The sequence below is a fragment of the Mangrovactinospora gilvigrisea genome (genome assembly GCF_001879105.1).
Classification (GTDB): domain Bacteria; phylum Actinomycetota; class Actinomycetes; order Streptomycetales; family Streptomycetaceae; genus Mangrovactinospora; species Mangrovactinospora gilvigrisea.
Genome location: NZ_MLCF01000171.1, coordinates 1 through 17,511, shown reverse-complemented (window position 1 = coordinate 17,511; position 17,511 = coordinate 1). Strand labels below are relative to the sequence as shown.

The following is a 17,511-nucleotide window of genomic DNA, read 5'->3' as shown; positions in this document are numbered from 1 at the left end:
CTCCAGACGGGCGAGGTCCCGCCGCGAGCGCGAAGACGCCAAGCGCCAAGCGCCGCGCGAGACAGCGGTGCTGGAGGGCAGGGCCGGGCAGCGGACGGACGCGGCGAGCGAACCCGCCAACTCCAGACGGGCGAGGTCCCGCCGCGAGCGCGAAGCGCCGCGCGAGACGGCGGTGCTGGAGGGCAGGGCCGGGCAGCGGACGGACGCGGCGAGCGAACCCGCCAACTCCAGACGGGCGAGGTCCCGCCGCGAGCGCGAAGCGCCGCGCGAGACGGCGGTGCTGGGGAGCAGGGCCGGGCAGCGGACGGACCCCACCACCCCGGACCGGCCCGAGCGCCGACGGCACCAGAAACGCCGACGGGGCACCCCGAGGCACGCGCGACCCTACCGCGCAGCGCGAGCGCCCCGAGCCGCCCAGCACACCGACACGGAGGCCGCACAACGTGAGCGAACCCGTCAACTCCAGACGTACGGACTCCGCCGCGGGCGCGCGAGCGCCAAGCGCCGCGCGAGATAGCGGTGCTGGTGGGGCAGCGGCGGCAGCGGACAGACCCACCACCCCGGAACGGCGCAAGCGCCGCCACGCAACGCGGGACAGTAGAGCCGCCGCCTCGGGACGAATCGAGCACCACCTGCACCGGAAACACCGCAGGGCCACACCGAGCCGCGCGACCCCGCCGCGCAGCGCGAGCGCCCCGAGCCGCCCAGCACACCGACGCCGAGGCCGCACAGCGTGAGCGAACCCGTCAGCTTCAGATGGGCGAGGACCCGCCGCGAGCGCGCGAGCGCCGCGCAAGACGGCGGTGCTGGGGGCAGCGGCGGCAGCGGACAGACCCACCACCCCGGAACGGCGCGAGCGCCGCCACGCAACGCGGGACGGTAGAGCCGCCGCCTCGGGACGAATCGAGCGCCACCGGCACCGGAAACGCCGACGGGGCACCCCCGAGGCGCGCACGATCCGACCGCGCAGCGCGAGCGCCGCGGGCTGCGCGAGGGCGGCTGCCGTCTTCCATCCGCGCGCCGCGCGGCACACCGGCGTCGAGGGCCCCACCGAGTGAGCGAACCCGTCAGCTTCAGGCGGACGGGGTCCCGCCGTGCAGCGCGCGAGTGCCAGCAGCGCCGCGGGACGGCGGCACTGGGGCCCGGGTGAGGGTGGGCGGCCGCTCACCCAGGGGCGGGTGGGGTGCCGGGGCGGAGGGGCGGCAACGCTGGAAGCGTCAACCGCGGAGGGGCGGCGACGCTGGGGGCGTCAACCGCGGAGGAGGGCGCGGACCTTGGCGGAGACGTCGTCGGCGGCCGTCACCGTGGCGTCGACGCCGTCGACGACATCGCGGAGCGTCGCCGCCCGCCCCGCGTCGCGAATCCCCGCGAGGTTCACCTCGACATTGAGCCGCGCCGTCTCCGCCGCCGCCCGCGCCGCCGACGCCGCCGCGCCCACGTCCGTCACCACATTGCGGTTGCCGACCGGCAGCACCGCCGCCGCCAACTCCACCAGCCGCGCCGCCACCTGCGCCGTCTCCGCGGGCGGCACCGCCGCCTCCGCCAGCGCAGCGCCGATCGCCGCCGACCGCGCCGACTTCTGCTCGTCCGTCGCCCGCGGCATCCCGTACGCCTCCGCGACCGCGCCGAACGCCGCCGCGTCCTCCTCCGCCAGCCGCAGCGCCGTCGCGCGCAGCGCGTCGGCCTCCTCGCGGATGTCGCGGATCTGCGGCCGCGCCGCCGCGTACTTCGGGCCGTCGCTGTACCGCGCGACCATCCCGATCAACGCGGCCGCCTGCGCGGCATGCAGCGCCGCCGCCGCGCCCCCGCCCGGCGCGGGCACCCGCGCCGCGAGCTGCTCCAGATACCCGCCGATCGTCGTGTCCTGCACGCAACCAACCCTATCGGGATCGAAGCCGACCGCCGTGCCGAAACATCGCGTTCACATAAGCGGAACGAATGAGAAACCGCCGCTTGACACGGTGTGCGGACATCCCCTGCAGCCGCACAGCCACCGAGGACCCGCATGGTTTACAAGGCCGAGTACATCTGGATCGACGGCACCGAGCCGACCGCCAAGCTCCGTTCCAAGACGAAGATCCTGACCGGGACGCCGGCCGCCTCCCCCGCGGACCTCCCCGACTGGGGATTCGACGGCTCCAGCACCAACCAGGCCGAGGGCCACGCCTCCGACCGCGTCCTCAAGCCCGTCTTCGCCTGCCCGGACCCGATCCGCGGCGGCGAGGACCTGCTGGTGCTCTGCGAGGTGCTCAACACCGACGGCTCCGTCCACGAGTCGAACACCCGCGCCGCGCTGCGCGAGGTCTCCGAGCGCTTCGGCGAGCAGGAGCCGATCTTCGGCATCGAGCAGGAGTACACCTTCTTCAAGGGCGCCCGCCCGCTCGGCTTCCCCGAGGCCGGCTTCCCCGCCCCGCAGGGCGGCTACTACTGCGGCGTCGGCGCGGACGAGATCCACGGCCGCGACATCGTCGAGAAGCACCTCGACATCTGCCTCGCCGCCGGCCTCGGCATCTCCGGCATCAACGCCGAGGTGATGCCCGGTCAGTGGGAGTTCCAGGTCGGCCCGCTGGCGCCGCTGGACGTCGCCGACCAGCTGTGGGTGGCGCGCTGGCTGCTCTACCGGGTCGCCGAGGACTTCGACGTCTCCGCGACGCTCGACCCCAAGCCGGTGAAGGGCGACTGGAACGGCGCCGGCGCGCACACCAACTTCTCCACCCGGGCGATGCGCGAGGGCTACGAGGCGATCATCACCGCGTGCGAGTCGCTGGGCGAGGGCTCCAAGCCGATGGACCACGTCAAGCACTACGGCGCCGGCATCGACGACCGCCTCACCGGCCTGCACGAGACGGCCCCGTGGAACGAGTACAGCTACGGCGTCTCGGACCGCGGCGCGTCGGTGCGGATCCCGTGGCAGGTCGAGGTCGACAAGAAGGGCTACATCGAGGACCGCCGCCCCAACGCCAACGTCGACCCGTACACGGTCACCCGCCTGATGGTGGACACCTGCTGCACGGCGCTGGAGAAGGCCGGCCAGGTCTGAGCCCGTCGGCTCCTGATCGACTCCGCAAGGCTCCCTTGTTTTTCACGTCCTCCCTCGGTCTAACATCCGATGTACTGACATCCGGTCCGAGGGAGGACGCGTTTCATGCCGCGCGCAGAGCACCAAGACCGCCCCAACATCGTCCTGTTCATGACGGACGACCACGCCGCACCGGCCATCGGGGCCTACGGCAGCGTCATCAACGAGACGCCGGCGGTGGACCGACTCGCCGCCGAGGGCGCGCTCTTCGGCAACACCTTCTGCACCAACTCCATCTGCTCCCCCGCCCGCGGCACGCTGCTGACCGGCGTCTACAGCCATGTGCACGGCATGACGACGCTCGCCGAGCGCGGCGAGGGCCAGTTCGACGCCACCCAGCCGAGCTTCCCCGCGATGCTCCAGGCGGCCGGCTACCAGACCGCGATCGTCGGCAAGTGGCACCTCGGGCACGGCGGCAAGAGCGACCCCCACGGCTTCGACCACTGGGAGGTCCTCCCCCACCACGGCGTCTACAGCGACCCGACGTTCCTCACCCCGGAGGGCGAGGTCCAGCACCGCGGCTACGTCACCGACATCATCACCGACCGGGCGCTGGAGTGGATCGACGCCCGCGATCCGGACCGGCCGTTCTGCATCCTCGTCCAGCACAAGGCGCCGCACCGCGAGTGGGAGGCGGCCGAGCGGCACCGCGCGCTCTACACGGACGTGGAGATCCCGGCGCCGCCGACGCTCCACGACGACATGGCGGGCCGCGCGAAGGTCGCCAGTGAGGCCCGGATGCACCTGCGGTACCTGAGGGAGGAGGAGGACCTCAAGGAGCCGGTGCCGGAGGGGCTCACCGAGCGCGAGGAGACGGAGTGGCGCTACCAGCGCTACATCAAGAACTACCTGCGCACGGTCGCCTCGCTGGACGAGGGCGTGGGACGGGTGCTGGACCGGCTGGACGAGACCGGCCTCTCGGCCGACACGATGGTCGTCTACACCTCCGACCACGGCTTCTTCCTGGGCGAGCACGGGTGGTTCGACAAGCGGTTCATGTACGAGGAGGCGCTGCGGATCCCGCTGGTGGTGCGGTGGCCGGGGGTCGTCCCGGCGGGGCAGCGGCGCGAGGAGCTGGTGGCGAACATCGACTTCGCGCCGACGCTGCTGGACGCCGCCGGGGTGGCGCCGCATCCGCGGATGCAGGGGCGGTCGCTGCTTCCGCTGCTGGAGGGCGGTGACGCGCCGGCTGACTGGCGGGACGCGGTGTACTACCGGTACTTCGAGCACTTCGATCTGGCGCATCGGGCGCCGGCGAGCTTCGGGGTGCGGACGGGGACGCACAAGCTGATCTGCTACCCGGGGCAGGGGCGTCCGCAGGACTCGGGGGCGTCGGCGGAGACGCATCCGGAGGAGTGGGAGCTGTTCGATCTGGTGGCGGACCCGCGCGAGTTGCGGAACGTCTACGCGGACCCGGCGTACGCGACCCCCGTGGCGGCGCTGAAGGACCGGCTCACCGAGCTCCAGACCCAGTACGAGGACGTCGTGTAGCCCTCCCCGCCGCCGGTGCCCCTCCCGCCCGGCGAAGCCGGGCGCGTGGAGCCGGACGGGCACCGGCGGCGTCGGCACCGCGCCGACCCCGGGTGGGGTGCCGGGGCGGAGGGGCGGCGAGCCGGGGACGGGTCAGCCGCCGCCGGGGAGGAAGCCGGTGCCGCCTCCGCCCGGCGTGAACCCGCCGCCGTTCCCACCGCCGCCACCACCGTTCCCGCCACCGTTGCCGTTCCCGCCGCCACCGCCGTTCCCCCCGCCACCGCCGCCGGAACCGCCGTGCTTCGGCTTGCCGTTGTCGTAGCTCCCCGCCGGCAGCTGCGTCGTCGTCAGCGACTCCGCCGGCTGACCGGACAGCGCTCCGGAAATCGCGTCGCGCCAGATCGGCCCCGCCAGCGTCCCGCCGAACGCCTGGCCCACCCACTGCCCGCCGATCATCTGGCCGTCCAGGTCCGCCGGATGGACCGTGTCCGAGACCACCGTCGCCCCGCTCAACTGCGGCGTGTAGCCGACGAACCAGACCTGCTTGCTCTCGTCGGTGGTGCCGGTCTTGCCCGCGCTCTCCCGATCGCTCAGCCCGGCCGGCGCCCCCGTGCCGTCCTCGACCACGCCCTTCAGCATCGTGGTGATCTCGTTCGCGGTGTGCTTCGACATCACCCGCTTGCACGCCGACCCGTCCGCCGGGGCGCTCAGCACCTTGCCGCCCGGCGCCGTCACCGAGACGACCGCCTGCGGGGGGCAGTAGACGCCCTCGTTGGCGAACGTCGCGTAGACCTCGGCGATCTGCAGCGGCGTCAGGTCGTTGCTGCCCAGCGTCATCGACGGCACCACGCTCAGCGGCTCGCCGCCGGCCTGCTTGGTGATGCCCATGCTGCGCGCCATGTCGGCGACGTTGCACAGGCCCGTGTCGCCCTCCAGCGCCGCGAAGTAGGTGTTGACGGACTGCGCCATCGCCTTGGGCATGGCGAACGGCCCGACCAGCGACTGGCTGTCGTTGTGGACGTCCCCGGCGTTCGGGAAGTGGGTGCCCTTGCAGGAGGTCATGTCCGGCCACGGCATGTCGTACGGCGCCGGGTACCGCTGCGCCGGCGTCAGCCCCTGCTCCAGCGCCGCCGCGGCCACGATCGGCTTGAACGTCGACCCCGTCGGGAAGCCGAGGCCGCCGCCCATCGCGGTGGTGGTGTTGAGGTTGATCTCGGTCTGGCCCGAGCCGGGGCCGTAGAGCCGGCTCTGCCCCATCGCCATGATCTTCCCGGTGCCGGGCTGGACCAGCGACATCGCGGTCGCCGCCCGGTCCGTGGAGTTCACGTGCGAGGTCACCGACTTCTGCAGCGCGGTCTGCGCCTTGGGGTCGAGCGTGGTGCGGATGGTGAGCCCGCCGCGCTCCCACAGCTGCTTCCGCGCCGCCTTGGTCCTGCCGAACGCGGCGTCGTCCAGGATCGCGTGGTAGACGTAGTCGCAGAAGAAGCCCTCGCCGTTGCCGGCGGTGATGCAGCCCTCGCGCGGAGCCTTCGGCTTGAGGCCGAGCGGGGTGGCCAGCGCGGCCCGGTAGTCGGCGGTCGAGAGGCCGGCGTAGCGGTGCATCGCCAGCAGCACCTCCGCCCGCCGCGCCTTGGCGGCGACCGGGTGCTGCAGCGGGTCGTAGGCGCTGGGCGACTGGACGAGCCCGGCGAGCAGCGCCGCCTGCGGCAGCGTCAGCCGGTCCGCGTGGACGTCGAAGAAGCGGCGGGCCGCCGACTCGATGCCGTAGGCGCCCTCGCCGAAGTAGGTGATGTTGAGGTAGTTGGTGAGGATCTGCTCGCGGCTCATCCGCTTCTGCACGGCTATCGCGTAGCGGGCCTCCTGGAGCTTGCGGTCCAGGGTCTGCCGCTGGGCGTAGGCGACGGCCTTGGGGTCGTCGCCGGCCTCCTCCACGAAGACGTTCTTGACGTACTGCTGGGTGAGCGTGGAGGCGCCCTGCTCGATGCCGCCGGTGCCGGCATTGCGGTTCAGGGCCCGGAAGATGCCGCGCACCGAGAGGGCGCCGTGCTTGTAGTAGTCGTGGTCCTCGATGGCGACCACGGCGGTGCGGGCGACGGGGGCCATCTTCGATCCGGGGACGACGACGCGGTCGCGGTCGTAGACGGTGGCGATGAGGTTGCCGCCGGCGTCGTAGAGGTGCGAGGCCTGGGCGAGCGGCGGGGTCTTGAGGTCGCTGGGCAGGTCCTGGAAGGCGGTGGAGGCGGCCCGCGCGGAGAGGCCGAGACCGCCGAGCGCGGGCAGCGCGAGCCCGGCGGCGAGGACGCCGGCGAGGACGCTGGCCAGCAGCAGACGCATCATCAGGCGGACGCGGCGCGGCCGAACTCGGCCCCGTATCGGCATGGGGGAACAATACGCCGATCAGGCGCAGGGGCCGCATAAGAGATCGCGCCCTTTTACCTTGCCCCAACTGCGGTGATGCCCCAGGGATCTTCGGGCGTCCCAGAGGCCTCCCGCACCCCGCGGATCACCGCGGGCCGGGGTCCGTCAGCGCACCGAGAGGTAGACGGCGCTGCCGGCGCCCGCCACCAGGCAGTAGATCGCGAACGGGGTGAGCGTCCGGGTCTCGAAGTAGCGGGTCAGCCAGCGCACCGCGATGTACGCGGCGACGAACGCCGCCACGCTGCCGGCCAGCAGGGGGCCGCGGATGCCGTCGCCCTGATGCCCCATCAGCGGCGGCAGCTTCAGCAGCGCGGCCGCCGCAATCACGGGTGTGGCGAGCAGGAACGCGAAGCGCGCCGAGTCCTCGTGGTTGAGGCCGCGGAAGATGCCGGCGCTGATGGTGACGCCGGAGCGGCTGATGCCGGGCAGCAGCGCCAGGATCTGCGCCGCCCCGATCAGGGTGGCCCGGCCGTAGGAGAGCCTGGTGATGCGGGCGTCCGAGGCCTCGTCGCGCTGCCGCTGGGTGAGCTCGGCGCCCGGGGCCTCCTCCGCCCCGACCCGGTGCCTGCCCCCGCCGCCGCGGCGCAGCCGCTCGGTGAGGTAGAGGACGAGGCCGTTGGCGGCGAGGAAGCAGGCCGCGGGGACCGGCTTGCCCAGGTGCTCGCGGAAGACGTGGTCCAGGGCGACGCCGGCGATGCCGACCGGGATGGTGGCGATCACCAGCATCCAGGCGAGCTTCTGGTCGACGGTCTCCACCTTGCGGTCGCGGATCGACGTCCACAGCCCGCCGATCACCCGCACCCAGTCCCGCCAGAAGTAGACGACCAGCGCCAGCGCGGTGGCCAGGTGGAGGCCGACCAGCACGTTGAGGTAGGGCGAGTCGGTCGCCGCGACATTGAGGTCGCGCGCCAGACGACCGCCCACCAGGGCCGGGACGAGGATGCTGTGCCCGAGGCTGGAGACCGGGAAGAGCTCGGTCACGCCCTGCAGCAGGCCCACGCCCACCGCCTCGGGGTAGCTCAGCGCTGTCATGGCGCGCACTGTAGGGCGCCGCTCCGGGCCGGAATCCGTACCACCGGCGAACGGCCGCGGGCAGCCAGGTGAACAGGCGGCTCGAACGCCGCGGCGCACAGCGGAAACTGACACGCCCTTGATGCGCGACCTGTCGGAGATTACTCCGAATTGTCCACTGATAGCCGCGAAACGGTGATCTCCTGCTAGTCTCGCGCCGCCTTGCGGCAACTGCCGCCACTTTGGGATCAGGAGAGAACTGTGAGCCCAGGACATCGCAGCTCGACCCGCAGGAAGAGACGCAGGATCGCCGCGGTCGCCGGCACCGCCGCGGCGGCGGTCGCCGCGGTCGTCGTCGCCCAGGCCGCGTCGGGCAGCTCGACGCCCTCCGGACCGCCGCCCGCGGCCGCCGCCGGCGCCGCCCTGCACGCCCCCTCCCGCGCGCTCCAGGCGGACTTCGCCTCCGCCGCCGCGGAGTTCCATGTTCCGGAGAGCGTCCTGCTCGCCGTCTCCTACCAGCAGACGCTGTGGGAGACGCACCAGGGCAAGCCGAGCATGACCGGCAACTACAACGTCATGGGTCTGACCGACGTCACCCGCGCCGAACTGGACGCCTCCACCGGCCCGGAGCTCGGCGGCACCGGAGACCTGCCGCGGAAGCTGCGCAACAAGGGCGGCACCGCCGCCACCGCGCGCGCCGCGAAGCCCACCGCGGACAGCAGCCCCCAGCAGCCGATAACGCCGGCCATGCGGACGCTGGCCACCGCCGCGTCGCTGATCAAGGCCGACACCGGCGCGCTGAAGTCCTCCGCGAGGCAGAGCGTCCGCGGCGGCGCCGCGCTGCTCGCCTCCTACCAGCGGGCCGCCACCGGCTCGGCGCCCGGCAGCGGCTCCGACCCGGCGGCGTGGACCCCGGCGATCGAGCGGTTCAGCGGGGCCCAGAACGCCGTCACCGCCAAGCAGTTCGCGGACCGGGTGCTGGCCACCGTGCGCACCGGCGCGCAGCGCGTCACCTCCGACAACCAGGCGCTGAGCCTCGCCGCGGACTCCTCCGTCCCGGCGCGCTCCGACCGCACCGCGGTCAGCCCCGACCTGCGCGACCCGATCCGGCAGGGCGACGCCCGCGCCGGGGCGGCCACCCAGGCGGCGACCACCGCGACGCCGACGCCGGAGTGCCCGTCGACGCTGACCTGCACCTTCAAGCCGGCCGCGTACCAGCAGACCAGCACCACGGACCCGACGAACTACGGCAACTACGACCTGGCCAACCGTCCGGCGGACGGCGGCTCGGTCGACACCATCGTCATCCACGACACCGAGTCGTCGCTGGCCTCCGCGATCAGCACCTTCCAGGACCCGAAGGCCCACACCAGCGCCCACTACGTGGTCGGCGCGGACGGCTCGGTCACCCAGATGGTGCAGACCAAGAACATCGCCCGGCACGCCGGCAACTGGTACACCAACGCGCACTCCATCGGCATCGAGCACGAGGGCTACGCGCTGACCACCGGCAGCTGGTACACCGAGCAGGAGTACCAGTCGTCCGCCGCGCTGGTGAAGTACCTCGGGAGCAAGTTCGGGATCTCGCTGGACCGCACCCATGTGATCGGCCACGACGGGGTGCCCGGCCCGCTGGACGCCTACTACACCGGCATGCACTGGGACCCCGGCACCTGGTGGAACTGGAGCCACTACCTGGCGCTGATGGGCGCCGCCCCGAACGGCAACGGGATGCCCGTGGTCGGCGGGACGGTCACCATCGCCCCGCCGTGGAGCACCTCCTACGAGCCGACGGTGACGGGCTGCGGGTCGGCCACCACCGCCTGCCCGGCGCACCAGGCCAACTTCGTCTACCTGCGGACGAGTCCGTCCAGCAGCGCCGCGCTGATCAAGGACCCGTACTTCACCGCGAAGGGCATCGCGACCGGCACCACCGTCGCCTCGGACTGGACCGCCAAGGCCGTCTACGGGCAGACCTTCGCGGTCGCGGACGTCTCGGGCGACTGGACGGCGATCTGGTACGACGGGCAGAAGGCCTGGTTCAACAACCCCGGCGGGGCCTACACCATGGCCAACACGAGGACGGCCAAGCAGCTGATCACCCCGGCCGGTTCGACCGCGGTCCCGGTGTACGGGCGGGCCTACCCGGAGACCTCCGCCTACCCGGCGGCGCTCTCCTCGGTGGCCGGCGACCCGAACCAGCAGCTGACGCCGTTCAGCAAGGAGACCATCCAGCCGGGTCAGTCGTACCCGGCGGCGGCCTCGATCAAGGGCGACTACTACTACTCCGAGAACTTCAACTGCACCGCCACCCCGGACTGCCTGGTCGTCGCCGGCACCACCGCGTACTACCCGATCACCTACAACCACCGGATCGCCTATGTGAAGGCCTCCGACGTGACGGTGACGCAGCCGAACACCCCGCCGACCGGGACGCTGAAGCCCGTCACCCCGACCCGGGTGATGGACACCCGGGACGGCACCGGCGGCGTGCCCAAGGCGAAGGTCGGCACGGCCGCCAAGGTGACCCTCCAGGTGACCGGGCAGGCGGGGGTGCCCTCCTCGGGCGTCACCGCCGCCGTCCTCAACGTCACCGCGACGGGTGCGACGGCCAACAGCTACGCCTCCGTCTACCCGGACGGCACCACCCGCACCTCGGCCTCGAACCTCAACTTCAAGGCCGGGCAGACCATCCCCAACCTGGTGACCGTGCCGATCGTCAACGGCAAGGTCGACTTCTACAACAACGCCGGGAGCGTGAACCTCATAGCCGACCTGGTGGGCTACTACACCAGTGACGGCAGCGGGTCGAAGCTCAACAGCCTCAACCCGACGCGCATCATGGACACCCGGAACGGGACGGGCGGTGTGCCGACGGCCAAGGTCGGCGCCGCCAAGACGGTCAGCCTGACGGTCGCGGGGAAGGCCGGGGTCCCGGCCACCGGCGTCTCGGCGGTCGTCATGAACGTCACCGCCACCGGGGCCACGGCCTCCAGCTACGTCTCCGTCTTCCCGGACGGCACCACCCGCACCTCCGCCTCGAACCTCAACTTCCCGGCGAGCACCACGATCGCCAACCTGGTGGTGGTGCCGGTGGTCAACGGCAAGGTCGACTTCTACAACAACGCCGGATCGGTGAACCTGATCGCCGACATCACCGGCTGGTTCGGCACCGCGTCCGGATCGATCGAGCACAACGCCGGCCCGGTGCGGGTGATGGACACCCGCAACGGCACCGGCGTCAGCAAGGGCGCCGTGGGCGCCGCCAAGACGGTGACGCTCACCGTCGGCGGCAAGAACGGGGTGCCGACGGACGCCACCGCGGTGGTCCTCAATGTGACCGCCACCGGCGGCACGGCGACCAGCTATGTGACGGTCTATCCGAGCGCCATCGCCCGTCCGACCGCGTCGAACCTCAACTTCTACGCGGCGGAGAACATCTCCAACCTGGTGATGGTGCCGATCAGCAGCGGCAAGGTCACCTTCTACAACAGCTCCGGGAGCGTGAACCTGGTGGCCGACCTGGTCGGTTACTTCACCAAGTAGCGCGCGGCACCCAGCAGTTCCAAAGGCGGCGGCGCCGCCCGGGAATCCCCCGGGCGGCGCCGCCGCCGCGTTGCGGGCGGTCGCGTTGCGGACGGGGCGCGGCGGGCCGGGACGCTGCCGGCGGGACGGCGCCGACCAACCGCTCGTCCCCCGTTCACCTCGCCGTCCCTCCCCCGACACCGCCGGATCTTTTCCAGACGTTGACCTTAATGCGCACGTAAAGCCCGTCCCAACCGTGGAGTTGACCGTGTTCCCTCGCGCCACCCGCGGCCGCCGCGCCGCGCTCACCACCGCCGTCGCCGCGACGGCCGTCGCCGCCGTGGTCGTGCCCGTCCTCGCCCAGGGGCCGGCCGGCTCCGAGGCGGCGGCCGCCTCCCCGTCCCGCGCCAAGAACGTCATCCTGCTGATCGGCGACGGCATGGGCGACTCGGAGATCACGCTGGCCCGCAACTACACGGTCGGCGCCGCCGGACGGCTGAACATGGACGGCCTCGCCGCCACCGGCGCCTACACCACCTACGCGGTCGACGAGAAGAAGCGCCCCGTCTACGTCACCGACTCGGCCGCCTCCGGCTCCGGTTGGGCCACCGGGCGGAAGACCCTCAACGGCCGCATCTCCAAGACCCCGGACACCGACCGGCCGGTGCCCACCATGCTGGAGCTGGCCAAGAGGCAGGGCCTGGCCACCGGCAACATCACCACCGCCGAGCTGACCGACGCCACCCCGGCCGTGCAGGACGCGCACGTCGCCAACCGCGACTGCCAGGGCCCGGCCGACATGAAGACCTGCCCCGCCGACCTGCTCTCCGCCGGCGGCCGCGGCTCCATCGCCGAGCAGACCGTGGCCACCGGCGCGGACGTGCTGATGGGCGGCGGCAAGGCGCGCTTCGACCAGACCATCGCCGAGGGCCGCGACAAGGGCAAGACCGTCACCCAGCAGGCCCGCGAGGCCGGCTACCGGGTCGTCACCGACCGGGACGCGCTGGCGGCCGCGGCGAAGAAGGGCTCCGGCCCGCTGCTCGGCCTCTTCGCGGACGGCAACGTCCCCGTGGAGTGGACCGGCAAGAAGGCGGCCCTCGGCGGCACCGACCCGCAGCGCTGCACCACCTCCAACCCGGGCCGCCCGGCCGGCACCCCGTCGCTCGCCGAGCAGACCAGCACGGCGATCGACCTGCTGACGGCGAGGCAGCGCGCCAAGCACTCCGGCAAGGGCTTCTTCCTCCAGGTCGAGGGCGCCTCCATCGACAAGCAGGACCACGCCGCCGACCCGTGCGGGCAGATCGGCGAGACCGCGGCCTTCGACCGCGCGGTGCGGACCGCGCTCGACTACCAGCGCAGGCACCCCGACACGCTGGTCGTCACCACCGCGGACCACGCCCACGCCAGCCAGATCGTCCCGCTGGACGCCGCCCCGGCCGGCCTCTCCTCGACGCTGGTCACCAACGAAGGCCAGCAGATGAAGGTGAGCTACTCCAACAACGACCCGGCCAAGTCCCAGGAGCACACCGGCACCCAGCTGCGGATCGGCGCCACCGGGCCGAACGCCGAGCGGGTCACCGGGATCACCGACCAGACCGACCTGTTCACCACGGTGACCCAGGCGCTGCGGCTGCGCTGAGCCCCGCCGCGGCGCGCGGCGGCCGAGCGGCGCGTCACACCGCGCCGACCTCGTAGAGCGCGGCGGACGGCCCCGGCGGCAGCACCGCCGGCGCCTCCGCCGCCTCGTCCTGCGGGTCCGGGAAGAGCCGCCGCGCCCGGCCGCCGCCGAGGTCGACCGACGCCTCCCCCTCGCCGCGGTTCCAGACCGCCACCAGCGCGCCCCCGGCCCCGTCGCCGTCGTCCAGCCGCAGCGCGCAGACCTCGTCGTACCAGCCGGGCAGGCCCAGCGGCCAGCGCGGCAGGGCGGTGCGCAGCCGGCCGCGGATCTCCCGGTAGACCGCCAGCGCCTCGCCCACCAGCGCCCGCTGGCCCTCGCTCAGCAGGTCGATCCGCCCGGAGAGGTGGACGCGCCCCAGCAGCGCGCTCACCATCGTGAAGGCGTTGAGCCGGTCGTCGTACTCCGGCTGCGGGTACGCCCACACCGCGCTCTGCTCCGGCGCCACCCCGGACGGCGCCGCGGCCGCGATCGGCGCGTAGTGCACCGGGTCCTGCTGGTCGCTGGTGGACTGCAGCTGCATCCGCGCCAGCGAGGCGTAGTCCATCCGCAGCCCGCCCGAGGAGCAGTTCTCGATCACCAGCCCCGGGTGCCGGTCGTGCAGCCCGTCGAGCCAGGCGAGGAACGCCCGGTTGTGGCCGAGCAGTCCGGCACCGGGGCTCGCCGCGCCGGTGTCCGTCCCGGTGACCGCGATGTTGTAGTCGAACTTGAAGTAGCCGCAGCCGTAGTCGGCCACCAGCCGGTCGATCACCGCGTCCATGTGCGCCACCACCGCCGGGTGCCGGTAGTCCAGCTGGTGGCGGCCGCGCTGGTCGAGGCGGCGGCCGTCGCGGACGAAGAACGCCTCCTCGGGCAGCGCGGCGGCGAGCGGGCTGCGGACGCCCACCACCTCCGGTTCCACCCACAGGCCGGGCACCATCCCGGCCTCCCGGATCCGGTCGGTGATCTCCTTCAGCCCGCCGGGGAAGCGCGCCGCGGACTCCCGCCACTCGCCGACCGTCTCCCACCAGCCGCCGTCATCGGCGTACCAGCCGGCGTCGATGACGAAGTACTCGGCGCCGAGGCCGGCCGCCGCGTCCACCAGCGGCAGCAGCTTCTCCCGGGTCGGGTCGCCCATCAGGCAGTTCATGTAGTCGTTGAAGACGATCGGGAGGTTCTCGAGGTCCGGGTGCGGGCGGCGCAGCGCCCGGCGGTGGGCGGTGAGCGCGCGCAGCGCGCCGTCCAGGCCGTCCTCGGCGGCGGCCACCGCGATGTGCGGGGTGGTGAACCGCTGCCCGGGGTCGAGCAGTTCGCTCCAGCCGTGCTCCTGCTCCGTCGGCCCGGCGAGGTGCAGCTGCAGCGCCCCGCCGCCGTCGTCCAGCGACCACACCCACGCGCCGTTGTGCTCGATCTGCCACGCCCAGCCGCGGCCGGAGGCGGTGTCGGTGCAGCCGGCGACCGGCGCCTGCGTGCCGGCCGAGCGGCTGCCGGTGGCGGAGGTGCGGTGGCTGGTCTGGGTGCCCTGCCGGCCCTGCGCGGGGCCGTCGTCGACGAGGCCCAGCTGCTCGGGGGTGTACGTCACCCAGCGCAGCTCGGCGCACCAGGAGTGGTGCGGGATGTGCAGCCGCAGATCGCGGTGCGGCGCGTCGGGGCCGCGGCCGGCGCCGGAGAGCGGCAGGTTGAGGGCGGAGAGGTAGCGGATCCGGACCGGGCGCGGGCCGTCGTTGCGGACGGTGGTGGCGGCGTGCACCACGCCGTGCGCGGCGCGCAGCTCGGTCTCGGCGACCAGGCCGGTGGCGTCGTCCCGCTGGCGGACCGTCAGCCCGCCGTCGTGCGCCTGCGTCCCGACCGGGCGCAGCCGCGCCGCCGTCCGGTATCCGCGGTGCAGGGGTGCAGCGCCGTTGCCGGTGTGGCCGTCGCCGTCCGCGGCGAGCTCCACCAGCGGCACGGCCGTCCCGGACGGCCCCGCCGCGGCGTCGCGGATCCGCGCCGGCCCGTCCCCGTCCAACTCCAGCACCAGGCGCAGCGCGCCCGCGGCAATCTCCGTGATCGGCATGGCTCCGACGCTAGTCGGCGCACGCCTCAGACCAGCGGTTCGAGCAGCCGCCGGGCCACATCCGGCCAATCGGGGCCGAGCCGGACCCGCTCCGGGACGAGCCACTTGGCGGGCCCGACCCGGCGGACCTCGTCCTCCAGGACGGGCAGCATCACCAGCTCGGCGTCGAAGGCGCGGGCCTCCCGCCCCAGCTCCTCCTCCAGTTCGGCGACCGTCCGGGTCACCGTCAGCTCGCGGCCCCGCCCGGCGAGGAAGACGTCCATGCCGGCCTTCTTGCGGCCCTCCTGCCACCGCAGCGCCTCCTGGACACGGGCGGCGACGGCCCGGCCGAGCGGGCCGGGCAGCTCCGCCTCGGCGCCGGTGCCGGCGGCGGCGCCGAGCAGCGCAGTCCGCCACCAGGCGAGCCACGCCTCCTCCCAGCCGGTGCGGTCGGCGCCGGCGCCGGGGGCGGGAAGCTCACCCGGGTCGACGTCCAACGGGCCGGGCACCTCCGGCAGTTCGGGGGTGACGAGCAGCTCGACCTCGCGGAACCACAGCGGCACCTCCAGCGCCTGCGGCCACCACTCCTCGCGCACCGCCCACGCCGGCCGCCCCATCCGATGCATCCCGTCCCCTCTCGGTCGTCACGCCCTCGGCACCCTAGTGCCGTGACCGGATACGTTCACCGCGTCCCGGCGCCCGGCACGGCACCTCGCGGCGTTGCCGAATCCTGCGAGGACACCCGTACGAGCTGCGATTCGGCGCCTTGCGATGCACCGCACCGGATCACCGGGCCCCGGCAAACATATCCGGCCACGGCACTAATGCCCCGGCATCGGCCCCACCCCATGGACACCCGGCCCGGGGACAACCCGCGGGAACGCGCCGGCGTCCCCCCTCGCGAGGCGTCCCGGGCTAGGAGTTCGCTCTCAACTCCCGCCGGTGCGGCCCCGGCGGGCCCGGCCGGTACCCAGAGTGGTCGCAGAAGTCTCAGAGAACTCAGAGGACCCAGTGGGATCAATGGTGGTCGGGGCTCGGACGGACCCGGGCCGCGCGGTACGACCATCAGGAGGCTGTTCGCCCATGCCCACGCCCGACCCGGACCCCGGTCCCTCCCGCGCCGTGACCCCCGCGCGGATCGCCGTCGTCTCCGCGGGGGTCGGCGCCGGCCACGACGGCGCCGCCGCAGGCCTCGCCCAACGGCTCACCGCGCACGGCTTCCTGGTGGACCGCCACGACCTGCTCGACCTGATGCCGGCCGGCACCGGCCGCCTGCTCGCCGGCTCCTACCGGTCGCTGCTCGCCTGGGCGCCCGACGGCTACCAGCGGCTCTACACGGCGACCGACCGCGCCACCGCCCGGCCCGGCGTGCTGCGCCCGTCGCTGCGGCGCGGCACCGAGCGGCGCCTGCTGCGCGCGCTGCCGCCGGACACCCGCGCCGTCGTCTCCACCTACCCGGGCGCCAGCCAGGTCCTCGGCGCGATGCGGCTGCGCGGCGACCTGGCGGTGCCGGTCGTCACCTTCCTCACCGACTTCTCCGTGCACGCCATGTGGGTGGCGCCGGGCGTCGATGCGCACCTCGCCGTCCACGCCGTGCCCGCCGCGCAGGCGCACGCGCGGGGAGCGTGCGCCGTCAGCGTCGTCGGGCCCGCCACCGACCTGCGGTTCGCGCCCGCGACGCCGGCCCAGCGGGACACCGCCCGGGCCCGGTTCGGCCTCCCCGCGGACGCGCCGCTGGCGCTGCTGGTCGCCGGCTCCTGGGGCGTCGGTCCGGTGCGGCGCGCGGCCGCCGAGATCGGCGCCACCGGGGCGGCCGTCCCGGTGGTGGTCTGCGGACGCAACCGCGGCCTCGCGGAGCGGCTGCGGCGGGAGGGCGTGCCGCACGTCTTCGGCTGGGTGGACGACGTCCCCGCGCTGATGCGGGCGTGCGACGTGCTGGTGCAGAACGCGGGCGGGCTCACCTCCCTGGAGGCCTTCGCCGGGGGGCTGCCGGTGCTCAGCTACCGCTGCATACCGGGGCACGGGCGCACCAACGCGGAGGCGCTGGAGGAGGCGGGGCTCGCGGCGTGGGTGCGCACGCCGGACGCCCTCGGCGGGACGCTCGACGCCCTGCTGCACGGGCCGAGGGGGCGCGCGCAGCGCGCGGCGGGGCTGGCGCTGCACCGCGCGGCGCCGGGGCCCGTCCCCGTCATCGCCGCCCGCGCCGGCCTCACGCCCGCGGCGGCTCCGCCCCCGCCCCGCCCCCTCGTCCTGGACGGAGACCCCCGATGAACTCGACGCATGGACCGAACGCCGGGTGGGGTGCCGGGGTTCAGGGCG

General features: G+C 73.7%; 11 protein-coding genes. 5 read left to right on the top strand and 6 right to left on the bottom strand.

Features of this window, described 5'->3' with window-relative positions; translation table 11 throughout:
- On the bottom strand, positions 1–318 hold a 318-nt coding region (locus BIV57_RS25655), incomplete at its 3' end, for a hypothetical protein (protein WP_217651755.1).
- 931 nt (positions 319–1,249) lie between these two features.
- Entirely contained in the window at positions 1,250–1,870 is a 621-nt protein-coding gene (locus tag BIV57_RS22815; protein ID WP_071658771.1) for a cyclodeaminase/cyclohydrolase family protein, read from the bottom strand.
- 135 nt (positions 1,871–2,005) lie between these two features.
- Here BIV57_RS22815 and glnII point away from each other — a divergent pair, with 135 nt between their 5' ends.
- The gene (glnII, locus tag BIV57_RS22810; RefSeq protein WP_071658770.1) at positions 2,006–3,040 is read left to right on the top strand and encodes a glutamine synthetase; all 1,035 of its coding nucleotides are present in this window, start codon (positions 2,006–2,008) and stop codon (positions 3,038–3,040) included.
- 105 nt (positions 3,041–3,145) lie between these two features.
- Positions 3,146–4,570, top strand: coding sequence for a sulfatase family protein (locus BIV57_RS22805; RefSeq protein ID WP_071658769.1), 1,425 nt, complete (start codon positions 3,146–3,148; stop codon positions 4,568–4,570).
- A gap of 132 nt (positions 4,571–4,702) precedes the next feature.
- Here the strand turns inward: BIV57_RS22805 and BIV57_RS22800 are convergent, their stop codons facing one another.
- Both BIV57_RS22800 and BIV57_RS22795 read right to left on the bottom strand, forming a co-directional pair.
- The gene (locus tag BIV57_RS22800) at positions 4,703–6,928 is read right to left on the bottom strand and encodes a transglycosylase domain-containing protein (RefSeq protein ID WP_071658768.1); all 2,226 of its coding nucleotides are present in this window, start codon (positions 6,926–6,928) and stop codon (positions 4,703–4,705) included.
- A 144-nt stretch (positions 6,929–7,072) separates the two neighbouring features.
- Entirely contained in the window at positions 7,073–7,999 is a 927-nt protein-coding gene (locus BIV57_RS22795; protein WP_071658767.1) for an undecaprenyl-diphosphate phosphatase, read from the bottom strand.
- A 240-nt stretch (positions 8,000–8,239) separates the two neighbouring features.
- Between BIV57_RS22795 and BIV57_RS22790 the strand changes: the two genes are divergently transcribed.
- Together BIV57_RS22790 and BIV57_RS22785 are read left to right on the top strand one after the other, a co-directional pair.
- Positions 8,240–11,524, top strand: a complete 3,285-nt coding sequence (locus tag BIV57_RS22790; RefSeq protein WP_071658766.1) for a peptidoglycan recognition protein family protein — start codon at positions 8,240–8,242, stop codon at positions 11,522–11,524.
- A 247-nt stretch (positions 11,525–11,771) separates the two neighbouring features.
- Positions 11,772–13,142 (top strand): alkaline phosphatase, encoded by a 1,371-nt coding sequence (locus BIV57_RS22785; protein ID WP_071658765.1) that lies wholly within the window; start codon positions 11,772–11,774, stop codon positions 13,140–13,142.
- Between the two features lie 34 nt (positions 13,143–13,176).
- On the opposite strand, the gene BIV57_RS22780 is transcribed toward BIV57_RS22785, so the two are convergent.
- Positions 13,177–15,213: a glycoside hydrolase family 36 protein gene (locus BIV57_RS22780; RefSeq protein ID WP_071658764.1), complete on the bottom strand. Its 2,037-nt coding sequence runs from the start codon at positions 15,211–15,213 to the stop codon at positions 13,177–13,179.
- 26 nt (positions 15,214–15,239) lie between these two features.
- A complete protein-coding gene (locus BIV57_RS22775) occupies positions 15,240–15,818 on the bottom strand; it encodes a hypothetical protein (RefSeq protein ID WP_139275770.1) in 579 nt (192 codons plus the stop codon).
- Positions 15,819–16,275: 457 nt separating this feature from the next.
- Between BIV57_RS22775 and BIV57_RS22770 the strand changes: the two genes are divergently transcribed.
- Complete coding sequence (locus BIV57_RS22770) at positions 16,276–17,463, top strand: glycosyltransferase (protein ID WP_071658762.1); 1,188 nt, start codon at positions 16,276–16,278, stop codon at positions 17,461–17,463.
- Positions 17,464–17,511 lie beyond the last annotated feature (48 nt).

Bases quoted from the DNA above. Each gene is read 5' to 3' on its own strand.
- BIV57_RS22770 (WP_071658762.1), top strand. From the start codon at position 16,276: ATGCCCACGCCCGACCCGGACCCCGGTCCCTCCCGCGCCGTGACCCCC.
- BIV57_RS22805 (WP_071658769.1), top strand. From the start codon at position 3,146: ATGCCGCGCGCAGAGCACCAAGACCGCCCCAACATCGTCCTGTTCATG.
- BIV57_RS22800 (WP_071658768.1), bottom strand. From the start codon at position 6,928: ATGCCGATACGGGGCCGAGTTCGGCCGCGCCGCGTCCGCCTGATGATG.
- BIV57_RS22775 (WP_139275770.1), bottom strand. From the start codon at position 15,818: ATGCATCGGATGGGGCGGCCGGCGTGGGCGGTGCGCGAGGAGTGGTGG.
- BIV57_RS22780 (WP_071658764.1), bottom strand. From the start codon at position 15,213: ATGCCGATCACGGAGATTGCCGCGGGCGCGCTGCGCCTGGTGCTGGAG.
- glnII (WP_071658770.1), top strand. From the start codon at position 2,006: ATGGTTTACAAGGCCGAGTACATCTGGATCGACGGCACCGAGCCGACC.
- BIV57_RS22795 (WP_071658767.1), bottom strand. From the start codon at position 7,999: ATGACAGCGCTGAGCTACCCCGAGGCGGTGGGCGTGGGCCTGCTGCAG.